The 13,773-nt window shown below is 61.4% G+C and carries 12 protein-coding genes and 2 pseudogenes; 12 read left to right on the forward strand and 2 right to left on the reverse strand.

Features of this window, described 5'->3' with window-relative positions:
- Nucleotides 1-109: 109 nt before the first annotated feature.
- Nucleotides 110-732, reverse strand: a pseudogene (locus tag ASD12_RS32975) (transposase); the annotation flags it as partial.
- 171 nt (nt 733-903) lie between these two features.
- Here ASD12_RS32975 and ASD12_RS35235 point away from each other — a divergent pair.
- From ASD12_RS35235 to ASD12_RS10170, 7 genes and pseudogenes are all read left to right on the forward strand, one after another.
- On the forward strand, nt 904-2,703 hold the full coding sequence (locus tag ASD12_RS35235; protein ID WP_244482815.1) for a winged helix-turn-helix domain-containing protein: 1,800 nt from the start codon (nt 904-906) through the stop codon (nt 2,701-2,703).
- 82 nt (nt 2,704-2,785) lie between these two features.
- Nucleotides 2,786-3,769, forward strand: a complete 984-nt coding sequence (locus ASD12_RS35240; RefSeq protein WP_244482816.1) for a hypothetical protein — start codon at nt 2,786-2,788, stop codon at nt 3,767-3,769.
- Nucleotides 3,770-3,905: 136 nt separating this feature from the next.
- Complete coding sequence (locus tag ASD12_RS10150) at nt 3,906-4,904, forward strand: zinc-dependent alcohol dehydrogenase family protein (RefSeq protein ID WP_056584963.1); 999 nt, start codon at nt 3,906-3,908, stop codon at nt 4,902-4,904.
- Between the two features lie 37 nt (nt 4,905-4,941).
- Nucleotides 4,942-5,241 carry a tautomerase family protein gene (locus tag ASD12_RS10155; protein WP_056584964.1) on the forward strand — a complete coding sequence of 100 codons (300 nt, stop codon included), beginning with the start codon at nt 4,942-4,944 and terminating at the stop codon, nt 5,239-5,241.
- A 249-nt stretch (nt 5,242-5,490) separates the two neighbouring features.
- Nucleotides 5,491-6,315, forward strand: a complete 825-nt coding sequence (locus ASD12_RS10160; protein ID WP_056584966.1) for an alpha/beta hydrolase — start codon at nt 5,491-5,493, stop codon at nt 6,313-6,315.
- 82 nt (nt 6,316-6,397) lie between these two features.
- Nucleotides 6,398-7,363 (forward strand): MBL fold metallo-hydrolase, encoded by a 966-nt coding sequence (locus tag ASD12_RS10165; protein WP_056584969.1) that lies wholly within the window; start codon nt 6,398-6,400, stop codon nt 7,361-7,363.
- 122 nt (nt 7,364-7,485) lie between these two features.
- Nucleotides 7,486-7,719: pseudogene (locus tag ASD12_RS10170) on the forward strand (sulfur reduction protein DsrE); the annotation flags it as partial.
- Nucleotides 7,720-7,959: 240 nt separating this feature from the next.
- On the opposite strand, the gene ASD12_RS10175 reads toward ASD12_RS10170, so the two are convergent.
- A complete protein-coding gene (locus ASD12_RS10175) occupies nt 7,960-8,946 on the reverse strand; it encodes an aldo/keto reductase (RefSeq protein ID WP_056584971.1) in 987 nt (328 codons plus the stop codon).
- Nucleotides 8,947-9,120: 174 nt separating this feature from the next.
- On the opposite strand from ASD12_RS10175, the gene ASD12_RS10180 reads away from it, so the two are divergent.
- The 5 genes from ASD12_RS10180 to ASD12_RS10200 all read left to right on the forward strand — a co-directional run bounded on the left by ASD12_RS10180 (nt 9,121) and on the right by ASD12_RS10200 (nt 13,773).
- A complete protein-coding gene (locus tag ASD12_RS10180) occupies nt 9,121-10,335 on the forward strand; it encodes an ABC transporter substrate-binding protein (protein WP_056584973.1) in 1,215 nt (404 codons plus the stop codon).
- A 102-nt stretch (nt 10,336-10,437) separates the two neighbouring features.
- Complete coding sequence (locus ASD12_RS10185) at nt 10,438-11,310, forward strand: branched-chain amino acid ABC transporter permease (protein ID WP_056584975.1); 873 nt, start codon at nt 10,438-10,440, stop codon at nt 11,308-11,310.
- On the forward strand, nt 11,307-12,326 hold the full coding sequence (locus ASD12_RS10190) for a branched-chain amino acid ABC transporter permease (protein WP_056584977.1): 1,020 nt from the start codon (nt 11,307-11,309) through the stop codon (nt 12,324-12,326). Before ASD12_RS10185 ends, ASD12_RS10190 begins: the two co-directional genes overlap by 4 nt.
- Nucleotides 12,323-13,045: an ABC transporter ATP-binding protein gene (locus ASD12_RS10195; RefSeq protein ID WP_056584979.1), complete on the forward strand. Its 723-nt coding sequence runs from the start codon at nt 12,323-12,325 to the stop codon at nt 13,043-13,045. Before ASD12_RS10190 ends, ASD12_RS10195 begins: the two co-directional genes overlap by 4 nt.
- The gene (locus ASD12_RS10200; protein ID WP_056584981.1) at nt 13,042-13,773 is read left to right on the forward strand and encodes an ABC transporter ATP-binding protein; all 732 of its coding nucleotides are present in this window, start codon (nt 13,042-13,044) and stop codon (nt 13,771-13,773) included. The genes ASD12_RS10195 and ASD12_RS10200 overlap by 4 nt, the downstream gene beginning before the upstream one ends.

Genomic DNA, 13,773 nt, shown 5'->3' on the forward strand with positions numbered 1-13,773 from the left:
TAATCCCCGCTGAAAAAACGCAGGGTAAGGGTCAAACATGGGTCAATTCTCGATGGAAATATCCTGGGTTGCCGGGTCAGTTCTCAGTGGCAATCAACAGCAAGCGCCTGGCCTCGAACGCCGTCAGCGCCTTTTCGGCCGCATCGGCATCGACGGCGCGGTAGATGTCCTTGAGCGCTGTCGCCAGCCCTTTGCGGTCTTTCCAGGAGACGAAGTCCATGGAGTTGCGTAGCAGGTGGACGATGCAGGTCTGAACGATCGCCTCCGGGAACACGGCGGTGATCGCGTCGGGGAAGCCCTTCAGGCCATCGACAACGGCCAGCAGGATATCATCGACGCCGCGGTTCTTGAGCTCGTTCATCACCCGCAGCCCCGGGTGCTCATGCCGCGCGCGTACATAGACACGATCTTTTCGTCGAAACCGGGGAAGCGACGCTGATACTTGGCGATCAGCTGCGGATCGAAACTGGCCTGGCGATCACGCGGTACGTCGATCTCCAGCTTGCCGGTCTCCGTCGTCACGGTCTTGCGGCCGTAGCCGTTACGCGTATTGCCAGCGTCTTCGCCGCTCGCCAGATGACGGTCCATCTCCGCGTTTAGCGCACGCTCGGTCAGAGCCTTCTTGAGCGAATCCAACAGGCCGCCCTGTTCGAAGGCAGCACTGGCTGGGCCTCCTGCCAGAAGCTGGTCGAGTAAATCATTTGGTATCGCAGGTTCTTTGCGTCGGGTCATAGTGGGAATCCTTTTTATCCATTATGCCCGCCCGCACACGGAATTCCTGACAGTCCTTTCAAAGGTCAGTCTATCGCACTGTCATCAGTACGTGACCAGGAGACTCGATCTCCTTCGCAGCATCAATCTATAATCCGGCTGGCAACGCTCCGTGACCGGGGAAGGATAAGTATGCAAGAGCAAGCTTCCCTGAAGGCAATCTCGGCAGACCTGGCGCTCGCCTTTGGCTCATTCCTGCTCTATCCGGGGCGACATCTTCTGCTCAAAAACGATGAACCTGTCACGATCGGATCCCGAGCGCTCGAACTCCTCATCACGTTGACTGAACGACCGGGTGAACTGGTAACGAAGGATCAATTGACCGTGCGAGCTTGGGCCAACGCCAGAGTGGAGGAGTCGAACCTTCGAGCTCAGATCGCGTTGCTCCGCAGGGTGCTCGGCGAGGATCAAGCCGCTCCGCGATACATCGTCGCCGTTCCATCAAGGGGCTATCGGTTCATTGCTCCTCTCACCCGCTCTCGTGTTGGGCACGAGCCCAAGAAGACAACGGCCCCGAACAACCTCCCAAAACAGCTGACGCGACCTATCGGACGTGAAGAAGCCATCAAAACCGTCGAAGGGCGGTTTCAAAGGTTCCGGCTGGTCACCATTGTCGGCCCAGGTGGCATAGGGAAGACAACCGTCGGCCTTCGCGTGGCAGAACAATTGTTGTCATCGCATGAGCATGGCCATTGCTTCGTCGACCTTGCCCCAATAACGAACTCCCAAATCGTCCCTTCAGTCCTGGCGTCACAGCTTCGCCTTCCCGAGACATCGGGTGATCCGACCGCGAACCTCATCGGGCACCTTCGCGGCAAACGTTTGCTACTCGTGTTCGACAGTTGCGAGCTCGTTCTCGAAGCCACCGCCCGTCTGGCGGAGACCTTGCTCCGCGAACTGCCGGAGATCACCATCCTTGCCACCAGCCGCGAAGCCTTGCGGGTGGAGGGTGAAAGCGTCTACAGGCTCCCCCCTCTCGATACACCGCCGTCGGCGGCGGGTATGACTGCTGCCTACGCGTTGGAGTTTCCCGCTATCCGTTTGTTCGTGGAGCGGGCGACCTCGTCCGGAAGCGGGTATACGTTCGACGACGATGAAGCGCCCGTGGTCACACATATATGCCGCCAGCTCGATGGAATCGCCCTGGCGATCGAGCTTGCCGCAGCGCGGGTGGAGGCATTTGGCACCCGCGGAATCGCCGAACTTCTCAACGATCGTCTGCGGTTGCTGACCGGGGGACGGCGCACCGCTCTACCTCGCCATCAGACTTTGGCTGCAATGATCGACTGGAGCTACGGAGCGCTTTCAAAAGAGGAGCGGAAAGTCCTGCGTCGACTCGCTATCTTCGCAGGCGACTTCGGACGGGAAGCTGCTGTTGCCATTGCAACCGACGTGACCTCCCCCGACCGCGACGTACCAGGCCTTCTTGCTAACCTCGTCGCCAAATCCCTGGTAGCCGTCGATGCTCAACGCAAGGCCGCGCGATACCGTTTGCTCGACACAACGCGGGCTTTCGTTTTGGAAAAAGTCCGGGAGGAAGGTGAGCTCGACGCCGTCATTCGGAAACTGGCGACCTATCTGTGCGATGTCCTTCGACATTCGCAGGAGGAAGTGGAAACCCTGTCGAGCGAAGAGTGGCTGTCGAGATATGGTTCCCACATCAACAACATACGCTTCGCTCTGGACTGGGCGTACTCGGATCATGGCGATCTAGAAGTTGGGCTAGCGGTTACCGTCGCCGCCATTCCGATGTGGTACCAGCTTTCTCTGGTCGACGAATGCCTGACCAGCGTCCAGCGCGCGCTGCTAGGCATCGGTCCGGGAAAGCGAAGAAGCGACTACGCTCGTCAGATCATGCAGCTCTACAGCGCTGGGGCTCTCTCAAGCATTCAAAATCGGCTTCGCGCCACAAGCTCCGGCCGCTTTCACTAAAGCGTTGGAGATTTCGGAACAGTTGGGGGATGTCGACGCTCAAGCGGAGGCTCTTTGGGGTCTATGGGTCGCCCAGGTGGGCATGGGTGATTATAGGGCGTCGCTGGGAAACGCCGAACGGTTCGTGGCGCTCGCACAAAGCGGACTTGATCGGTTTATCGGTGACCGGATGCTCAGCATGACCCTATTTTGCATGGGTGACTTCCGGGGTGCCCGCCGTCACGCCGATCTCATGTTGGGCCACGATGTCTCTACTGACACCGTCTCCGCGAATTCAGTGCGTTTCAGGTTCGGCCAGTCGATTTCGGCTCGAATCCAACCCGCCCAACTCCTTTGGATGGAAGGCCTTCCCGATCAAGCCATTAAGGCGGTCCACACCGCCGTCGCGGCCGCGCGGGAATCGGGCCACGCGATCTCGTTGTGTGAAGCCCTGGCTCGCTGGTCCTGTCCGGTCTTTGTTCATGTCGGCGACCTACCGGCGGCAGATTCAGCTATCACGGAGCTACTCCAGTTGGCAAACACGAACGCGCTCGGACCATGGGAGGTGTTCGGTCGGTGCTGGAAGGCGGTCCTTCTGATCCAGCGAGGGCTTGCCGAGAGCGGCGTTCCGCTTCTCCGAAACGGGTTGGCTGAACTCCGTCAGGTAAAACTCTTCAACCTCTACACCGTCAGATTTCTCGGCTTTCTGGCCGAGGGCCTGTCTTCTCTGGGACAACACGCCGAAGCGCGATCGCTGGTGGAGGCGGCGATAAGCGCCAGCGAGGCGAAGGAGGAGCTCTGGTGCGTCGCAGAACTCTATCGCCTGAAGGGGGACGTCCTTTGGCGCGGCGGCGATGACCTCGGGAGCGTCGAACGATGCTATCTTCACTCGCTCGATGTAGCGGGTCGGCAGGACGCCCTGTCCTGGGAGCTTCGGACGACCACGAGTTTGACGAAGTTGGCGCGCGACCGGGGAAATACCGATCGGGCGCGTACACGATTGGCTGCGGTCTACGATCGGTTCACTGAAGGCTTTGATACGGCCGACATGGTGGCGGCAAAGAATCTTTTGGCCGAGATTTCTTGATCTTCCCGCGCGTTCCCCGCGTCTGTGTTCGCGCTCCTCACAAGATTTCACTACGATTCACTGGCTTGAAATCACACAGCTCTGTCATCCTCTTTTGGTCGCCGGATAGCCGTCGACACCGCAGCGAGGCAGACAGATGACTATGCCGAGAAAAATGGACGCCCTCGTCCTAAACGAGACGAACTCTGACTTCGTCCGCACCAGCATGGACTGCCCGGCGCCCGCGCCTGGCGAGGTACTTGTCCGCGTCAGGGCGAGCAGCGTCAACCCGCTCGATCTCAAGATCAAAAGCGGGCAAGCTCCGCATGCGCGGCATCCACTGCCCGCTGTTCTCGGTATGGACGTAGCCGGAATTGTTGAGGCTGTCGGCTCCGGGGTGACCGCGTTCAAGGCGCAGGACGAGGTCTTCGGCATGACGGGCGGCGTAGGCGGTCTCCAGGGCTCGCTCGCGACTTTCGTCACCGTTGACGCTGATTTGCTTGGCCCCAAACCTGCCAACATGACCATGCGCGAAGCGGCCGCGTTGCCGCTGGTGTTCATCACCGCTTGGGAAGGTCTGGTGGATCGCGCCCAAGTCCAGGCCCGGCAGAGGGTGTTGGTGCTCGGCGCCGGCGGCGTCGGCCACATTGCAATCCAGATCGCACGCGCTTTCGGAGCCGAGGTCTTCGCCGTGGACAAGGCTGCCAAGCAACGCGAGATCGAAGAGCTCTGTGCCACCGCAATCGACCGCCATCAGGCGACGGTCGACGAATACGTCAAAGACCATACGGGCGGGCGTGGCTTCGATATCGTCTACGACACTGTGGGCGGAGCCGGTATCGACGCCGCTTTCAACGCTGTGACCCGCTTCGGCCATGTCGTCAGCTGCCTGGGATGGGGCACCCATTCGCTCGGTCCACTCTCGTTCCGAGCCGCAAGCTACTCTGGCGTCTTCACGCTCCTGCCGATCCTGACCGGGGAAGGCCGCGCCCATCACGGGCAAATCCTGCGAGAGGCGAAGCGGCTCGCGGAAGCAGGAAAGATCACACCTCTCGTCGATCCCCGCCGCTTCAGTTTCGAGACCATTGCGGAGGCATATGCCGAAATCGAAAACCGAACTGCCAACGGCAAGATCGTGATCGACGTCACCGACTAAAGCGACCCCTTCAAGCTCTAATCAAAGGAAACGCGTCATGCCATTCGTTAATGTGAAACTGGTCGACGGCGTGTTCACGCCGGAAGAGAAGCATGCCATGGCGAAGGCCCTGACCGACGTCATGGTAAAGTTCGAGGGATCGGAGGCGTTCCGCGAGGTGGTATGGGTCCTTATCGAAGAGCTTCATACCGACGGCTGGCACATCGGCGGCAGGCCGTTTGAAGGACCCAAGTCTTTGATGACGACTCTTTCGAAATCCAAAGAGGTCGTCGAAATGATCGACGGTACGCCTACCACCCGGAAAGAGTGGGCCGCGGCGGCGCCAGTTCTGGGCTGACCACTTCGCAATCTCTTCACGGCCGAAACGAGAGCATCCGGACGGCATACGTCCCGAGCCGTCAAAGCCGTGTCCAGCCCGTAAAGGGGAAGAGAAATGGATACGAGCACATCCACAACAATGCCCACGACGACAAGACGGGAAGTCCTTATCGGGACGGGAGCCGTCGCTCTTGCCACGACGCTGCCTTTGGTGGCCAGGGCGTCTGTGAACTCAACCAATGCAACCATTGAAGATGGGAGTGAGATTATGAACAGCATCAAGGTGAAAGACGGCGCGCAGATTTTCTACAAGGACTGGGGAGCAGGTCAGCCGATCGTGTTCCATCACGGGTGGCCGCTGAGCGGCGACGATTGGGATAACCAGATGCTGTTCTTCCTCGACAAGGGCTTCCGCGTCATCGCCCACGACCGGAGGGGCCACGGTCGCTCAAGCCAGACCTCCGACGGCAATGACATGGATACTTACGCCGCCGACGTCGCCGCACTCGCCGAGGCGCTCGACCTTCGCGAGGCGATCCATATTGGCCATTCGACCGGGGGCGGTGAGGTCACCAGGTACGTCGCCCGGCACGGTAAAGGCAGGGTCGCCAAAGCAGTGCTCATCTCTGCGATTCCTCCCGTGATGGTCAAGTCTGCCAAGAACCCTGGTGGACTCCCCATCGAGGTCTTCGACGGCTACCGCACCGCCTTGGCGTCAAACCGAGCGCAACTCTATCTCGATATCGCTAGCGGACCATTCTACGGCTTCAACCGCCCAGGCGCCGTTATCTCCGAAGGCACGATCCGCAACTGGTGGCGCCAAGGGATGATGGGCGCAGCGAACGCGCACTACGAGTGCATCAAGGTGTTCTCGGAAACGGATTTCACCGAGGACCTGCAGATAATCGACGTTCCGGTCCTGATAATGCATGGAAGCGACGACCAAGTCGTGCCCATCGCCGACTCTGCCGAACTCTCCGTCAAGCTGCTCAAGAACGGAGCACTCAAGGTCTACGACGGGTACCCGCATGGAATGTTCACAACGCATGCCGATGTGATCAACGCGGACCTGCTCGCCTTTATCAAGGCGTGACCGCCCTAGGCCTGCCCTCGATCTCCTCAAGCCAATTCAAAAGCTGTCGGCCCACCTGAGGTCGGCTGCGGAAAGGTATGTCATGATGACGGAACACATGCTTTCCCGGCGTGGATTTTGCCTTTGCTGCATAGGCGCTGCCACCTTCGCAGCGACGGGCGGTTGGATGAGCCCACGTGCGGCCTATGCCGAGGCGCGCGGGCTGGTGAGCCTCATCAAGGACAGCGCCGCCAAGGCAAACATTGCCACCCACAAGCTGAGGAACAACATCACCATCCTCGAAGGCTCTGGCGGCAATGTCGCGGTCCTGGGCGGCAAGGACGGGCTCGTCATGGTTGACGCGGGCATCAGCGTGTCACGCACCCAGATGACGAAGGCGCTCGCAGCCATCTCCGCCGAACCCGTGACCCATCTGATCAACACCCACTGGCATTTCGATCACGCGGACGGCAACCCCTGGATCGGTGCTGGCGGCGCCAAGATCATTGCGCACGAGAATACCCTCAAGCACCTGTCGCAGGTACAACGGGTCGAGGACTGGGACTACAATTTCATGCCGCTGGAGCAGAGCGGGGTGCCAAAGCACGTCTTCTCAAAGGAGCATTCGCTTAAGCTGAACGGCCAGTCGGTAGCAATGAAATATTATGGCCCGGCGCACACCGACGGCGACATCTCGGTCATGTTCGGCGAGGCGGACGTCCTCCATGTCGGCGACACCTACTGGAACGGGATCTATCCCTTCATCGACTATTCGACGGGAGGCGGCATTGACGGAATGATCGCGGCTTCGGATGCGAACTTGGCTACATCGACCGCCAAGACGATTATCATCCCAGGCCACGGAAGCCCCGTGAGCAATCGAGCGGAACTCCAGGAATTCCGCGACATGCTTGTCGCCGTGCGAGAGAAGGTCGCGGCGCTCAAGCACCAAGGGCGATCGAGAGACGAGACAGTCGCCGCCAAGCCCACGGCGGCGTTCGATGCCAAGTGGGGAAATTTCGTCATCGATCCGGGCTTCTTCACGCGGCTGGTCTACGAGGGCGTCTAGTACGAGCCTTCTTTGTGCGCCGATCTCTTCTGGCGCGATCCCCAACTCACACGCGCAATCGGGACGCACCGGCCGTCCCGGCCCGATCTTTTGACAGAAATCCCAACCTTCAGGAGACAGCCATGTCGGAAACAAAATGCGCTCTGACGATCGATATACCGGTTGAACTGAACGCGGTAAAATCGGTCCACAGCATCGGGGGCCTTCAGTTTGAAGGCGATCTGCCAGCAGCGCTGTTCCATCTTCAACTGATCACCACGGACATCGCGAACTGGAAGGCGACATCTGACGTGATCGTGGTCTTCCACACCAATGCGGGTCACGTCACGCTCAGTGACGCAGCCTATAACGCGTCTCATGTTGCCTGTTTTTCAGCGCCATTTGATAGCGAATTCGGAGGGCGTGATGATGCCAAGGACTGATTGCGTCTGTGTCAAGGCGCTTCGCTCGGCCTGTCTATCGTCGCCTCAACGCGCCGACCAGCTGCCGTACGGTTGAATGAAGTCTGCCTTGACTTGTCGCGGATTGTGGTGGCAGGCGCTGCCTGAATCCATCAAGGCAGAGCGAAGGGTGACAGGCTCGATAGCATCGGTAGGTCACCAGCGCTGGTGCACGTAGGGCTTAATGTCCTGGTCGTAGATCGCCTTCACCTTGCCCATAAGCTCATCAGATAGTGGCGGAAGCGCTGCCGCTTCCGCATTGGAACGCGCCTGCGCCGGGTTTCGGGCGCCGGGAATGACCACGCTCACCGCATCGAACATCAAGATCCAGCGCAGCGCAAATTTCGCCATCGTCGTGTCGCCAGAGACAAGCGGCCGGATGAGCTCGACTGCCGCCAACCCGACCTCATACGGAACGCCCGAGAAGGTTTCGCCGACATCGAAGGCTTCGCCGTTGCGGTTGAACAGGCGATGGTCCGTCGCCTCGAACTTGGTGTCGGCCTTGAATTTTCCCGACAGCAGGCCGCTGGCCAGCGGCACGCGGGCGATGATAGCCACGTCGTTCTTTTTCGCCTGGTCGAAGAACAGTTCGGCCGGCCGCTGGCGGAAGGCGTTGAAGATGATCTGCACGCTGACGACGCCGGGATATTGCATCGCCTTCAGCGCCTCTTCGACGCGCTCGACGCTGACGCCGTAATTGCGGATCTTGCCTTGCTCGACGAGACGGTCGAGGCGCTCGAACACCTCCGGGTGGTAATAGAGGTCGGTCGGCGGGCAGTGCAACTGCACGAGATCGAGCGTGTCCGTCTCGAGATACTTCAGGCTGCGGTCGATCCAGCCGGTCAGGTTTTCCTGGCTGTAACCTTCGACCGTCTGTGCCGGCAGCCGCCTTCCAGCCTTGGTGGCGATGAACGGACGCTCGCCGCCGCGCTCCTTCATGACCTTTGCGATCAGCTTCTCGGAATGGCCATCGCCATAAACGTCGGCGGTGTCGATGAAGGTGACGCCGGCGTCGAGCGCCGCATGCAGGGCGGCAACAGCGTCACCATCATTGACCTCGCCCCAGGCGGCACCGATCGCCCATGCGCCAAAGCCGATCTCGCTGACGTCGCGGCCGGTGCGGCCGAATTTCCGTGAGTGCATGTCCTGTTCCTCGTTCCGGTCTGGTCTTGGCCTGCATGCCGATTCGCATCCTGCTCGCGGCATCTAATCGAATGATGACGCGATTGACATCCGTGCTCGTACGATTTACCAGATAACAGGGTTGTATGACAACCCGGTAAGACTGCAATGATTTGGAGTCGGGAGGATCTCAAGTTGAAAACCGTTCTGAAAATGGGCGCATCACTGGCCTTGTGCCTTGGCGCGCTTGCCCATCCTGCATTCGCCGAGGACAACATCGTCAAGATTGGCGTCGTCGCGGCGGAGTCAGGCTCTTTCGTTTCTGCCGGCCATACCTTGCCGGCCGGCGTCGGCCTGGCCGTCAAGCAGATCAATGATGCCGGCGGCTTCAAGGTCGGCGGCAAGACCTACAAGCTCGAAATGGTCAAGCGCGACGACCGCACCGATATCTCCACGGCAATAGCCGCCACCCAGGAGCTGGTGCGCGACGTCAAGGTGCAGGCGATCTTCGGGTCGGAAACGCATGACTTCACGCTGGCCATGGCGAAGATCACGCAGCCGGCCAAGATCATCCATTTCGCCGGCAATTCGACGCTGGCGAAAATCCTCAACGCCGATAGCGTCAAGCCTGGCGGCGAGGATCACTATCTCTTCCAGTCCGAACCGCAGGAATTCCAGCGTTCCGGATCGACCGCGCGTGGTGTCCTGTCCTTGCTCGAACCGCTGCTTGGCTTCAAGCCGAAGAAGTCGGTGATGATCGTCGGCAACGATGCCACCGGCCAGTTCCTGTCGTCCTACTATTACAAGGCGCTGAAGGCCGAGGGGCAGGACGTTCCCGACATCATCTTCTATCCGCCTGACACCACCGATTTCTCACCCTTCCTGACGCGGGCCAAGAGCCTCAATCCTGACATCATCCACTTCTGGTACAATGGTGATTCAACGCTGACGGCGCTGCCGCAGGCGCTTGAACTGGGTGCCGCGAAAAGCTATTTCCTGTTCGGCGTCGACCCCGGCATCTGGAAGGAAAAGCAGCTTTCGGCCGATGTGCCGGTGGCGATGAGCTGCGTCCCGGTCTGCTGGGGCGAGTCTTCCAACCCGAAGGCCAAGGCCTATTTCGACGCTTATTTCGCCGCCGGCGCGCCGCATGGCGTGACCTCGTCGGTGTCACTGCTCTATCATGACTATGTCCACTTCCTCGTCGAAGCTTGGCAGAAGGCCGACAGCTTCGATCCGGACAAGACGGTCGACGCGCTGCTGACGCTCCATCACAAGGGCGTGGTCTCGGATGATCTGACGTTCAATCCGACGCATCAGGTCACCCATGCCACCGAGGTCTGCGCCGCGGCACCGGGCGGCGCCATCTCCTGCGCCATGCAGCAGCCGCCGGCCGAAGCGCCGAAGAGTTGAGCGCTATCCCTCAGTTGGCGGCCTCATCCCGCCGCCAACTCCTTCTTCTTTGAAGCAGGCAGGCTCGATCGCCGGCCCCCGCATGAACAACGGAAGTCAGCCGTGGATATTTTCATCCAGCAAATCCTCAACGGCCTTTCCATCGCCAGCGTCATCACGCTGATCGCCATCGGCGTCACCCTGATCTTCGGCCTGACCGGCATCATCAACTTCGCGCATGGCGAATTCCTGATGATCGGCGGCATCGTCACCTGGCTTGCGGTCAGTGCCGGCCTCGGCTTCCCGCTGGCGGTGGTGCTGGCGATCCTGGCTGTCGGGCTGATGGGCTACATCCTCGAGCGCGGCCTGTTTCGCTTCACGCTGGAGCGGCCGACCAACGGCTTCATCGTGTCGCTCGGCCTCATCGTCGTGCTGCAGCATGTCGTGGTGCTGTTCTGGAACCCCAACCAGAAGAGCATTCCGCGCCCGCTGACCACCGTATGGGACGTCGGCGGCGTGCGCATCGCATCGGTGCGCGTCATGGTGATCCTGATCACCATCGCCGTGGTGGCGCTGAGTTTCCGCATGATCACGGCCAGCCGCTACGGTCGCGCGCTGCGGGCAAGCGTCGAGGATCGCGATACGGCGGCGCTGATGGGCATTCCGGTGCGCCGCTATATCACCGGCGTATTCGTGCTCGGCAGTGCGCTGGCCGGCCTTGGCGGCGCGCTGCTGATCGCGCTGTTTCCGATCACGCCGTTCACTGGCGGCACCATGGTGATGAAGGGTTTCGCCGTGGCCCTGATCGGCGGGCTCGGCAACATCTATGGCGCCGTCGCCGCCGGCCTCATCCTCGGCATCGTCGAAGGCTTCAGCGCCGGCTACGGCTTCTCGCAATGGACCGACGCCTACTCCTTCGCCCTGATGATCCTGGTGCTGATCGTGCGCCCGCACGGCCTGTTCGGCGGCACCAGCGGGCCCAGGATGGCATCATGAAGGAAGATCGCCGCGCGGATTTGTTCGAGTCGCTCCGATCGCTGCTGCCGGTGCTGGTCATTTTGGCGCTGATCGCGCTGGTGCCGCTGTTTTCGCCCAGCAATCGCTTCCTGTCGCTGGCGATCTCGGCCGGCATCAACGTCATCGCGCTCTACGGCCTCTCGGTGCTGTTCGGGCAGACCGGCATCCTGTCGATGGGCCACGCCGCGCTGGTCGGTGTCGGCGCCTATGCGGCGGCGATCCTCGCGCGGGACTTTGGCATCGGGTTCTGGCTGGCGCTGCCGGCGGCGGCCCTCGCCAGCGCGGTGTTCGCGATGATCGTCGGCATTCCGTCGCTGCGCGTAGGCGGCCATCACTTCGTCATCATGACCTTTGCCTTCGGGCAATTGCTGGCAATCGTGCTCACCAATGGCGGCGACTATACGGGTGCGGCCACCGGGCTCGACATCGCCGGTCCGGTCACCCTGTTCGGTGCCGATATGACCGACCTGACGCGCTACTATCTGATGGTGGTGGCTTTCGTCACTGTCGCGGCGGTGGCGAGCTGGGCGATCATCCATTCGTCCTACGGCCGCACGCTGCGTGCCATCCGCGAGAACGAAAAGCTCGCCGCCTCGCTCGGCATCAATGTCGGCCGCCACAAGATCGGCGCCTTCGTCGTCAGCGGCATCTTTGCCGGCATTTCGGGCGTGCTGCTCGCCTATTTCCTTGGCCATATCTCGCCGTCGCAGTTCTCCTCCTTCCCCAGCATCTATCTGGCGCTGATGGTCATGATCGGCGGCGCAAGGCTGATCGAGGGGCCGCTCGCCGGCGGCATCCTCGTCGCCTTCCTGCCGGAGGTGCTCAACCTCGACCCGGTGCAGTCGCGCATCGTCTACGGCGTCTGCCTGATCGCGGTGATCATGCTTTTGCCCGACGGCCTGATAGGCGGCATCGTGCGAGCGCTCCGCGCGGCATTTTCGGGCAAGCCGAAACAGGAGACGGAAGACTGCGACGCAGCGGAGGTGCGGCAATGAGCCCGATCCTGGCGATCAGCGGCCTCAGCAAGCAATTCGGGGGCGTCACCGCCCTGGCCGGCGTCGATCTCGCCATCGAAGAAGGCGAGATCCTCGGCGTCGTCGGCCCGAACGGCTCGGGCAAGACGACTTTGTTCAACGTCGTCACCGGGGTCCACAAGCCTAGCGGCGGCACGGTGCTGTTTCGCGGCCAGGACATCACGGGTCTCAAGCCGCACGCCATATCGCGGGCCGGCATCGGCTACACCTTCCAGCAGGCTATGGCCTTTGCCGGCCTTGGCGTGCTGGAGAATGTCCAGATCGCCGGCGAGCACGCGCGGGCAGGGGGCACCGCCAATCCCTGGCCGACGCCGCAAGCGCTGCTCGATTTCGTCGGTTTAAGCGCGCTCGGCGGCGAAAAAGCCGGCGTGCTGCCTTTCGGCAGCCTTCGCCTGCTCGGCCTTGCGCTGGCACTGGCCACGCGTCCCTCGCTGCTGTTGCTCGATGAGCCAGCCGCCGGCCTCAATGATCGCGAGACCGCGGCCCTTGTCGGGCTTGTCCGCCAGCTTCCCGGCCATGGCATCACCGTTTGCGTCATCGACCACGACATGAAGCTGATGCAGATGCTGTGCCGTCGCCTTGCCGTGCTCGATTTCGGTTCCAAGATCGCCGACGGGCCGACCGAAGCGGTGCTTGCCGATCCCAAGGTGCTGGAAGTCTATCTGGGGGGCGATCTGTGAGCCTGCTTGACGTTTCCGATATCGTCACCGGCTATGGGCCGTCCATCGTCAACCGCGGCATCTCGCTGACGCTGGGCGAGGGCGAGATCGTCACCATCCTCGGCCCCAACGGCGCCGGCAAGTCGACGTTGCTCAAGGCAATCGCCGGGCTGATCCGGCCACGCGCCGGCAGCATCGCCTTCGATGGTGCCGAGGTGACCGGGCTTGCCGCCGATGTCATGGCCAGGCGAGGCGTCGTGCTGGTGCCGGAGGGACGCAAGATCTTCGTCGACATGACGGTCGAGGAGAATTTGCGTCTTGGCGCCTATGCGCGCCGCGATGATGCGGCCGTGGAAGCCGATTTCGAAACGATGCTGGCCTTCTTCCCGATCCTGGCCACCAAGCGGCGCGACAAGGGCGGCTCGCTGAGCGGCGGGCAGCAGCAGATGCTGGCGATCGGGCGCGGGCTGATGACGCGGCCGCGCGTGCTGTTGCTCGACGAACCGTCGCTTGGCTTGTCGCCGCTGCTGGTCAAGGAGATCAAGGCGATCATCCTCGGCATCGGCGAACGCTTCGGTGCCTCGGTGCTGCTGGTCGAACAGAATGCCGGTCTCGCTTTGTCGGTCGCCTCGCGCGGCTACCTCATGCAGAACGGCCGCATTGCGGTCTCAGGCGCAATCGCCGAATTGCGCGACATGTCGCTGATGCGGGAACTGTACCTCGGCGGCGTGGCGGGAGCAGCCGCATGA

Origin of the sequence: Mesorhizobium sp. Root102, assembly GCF_001425625.1 — a bacterium.
Taxonomy (GTDB): Bacteria; Pseudomonadota; Alphaproteobacteria; order Rhizobiales; family Rhizobiaceae; genus Mesorhizobium.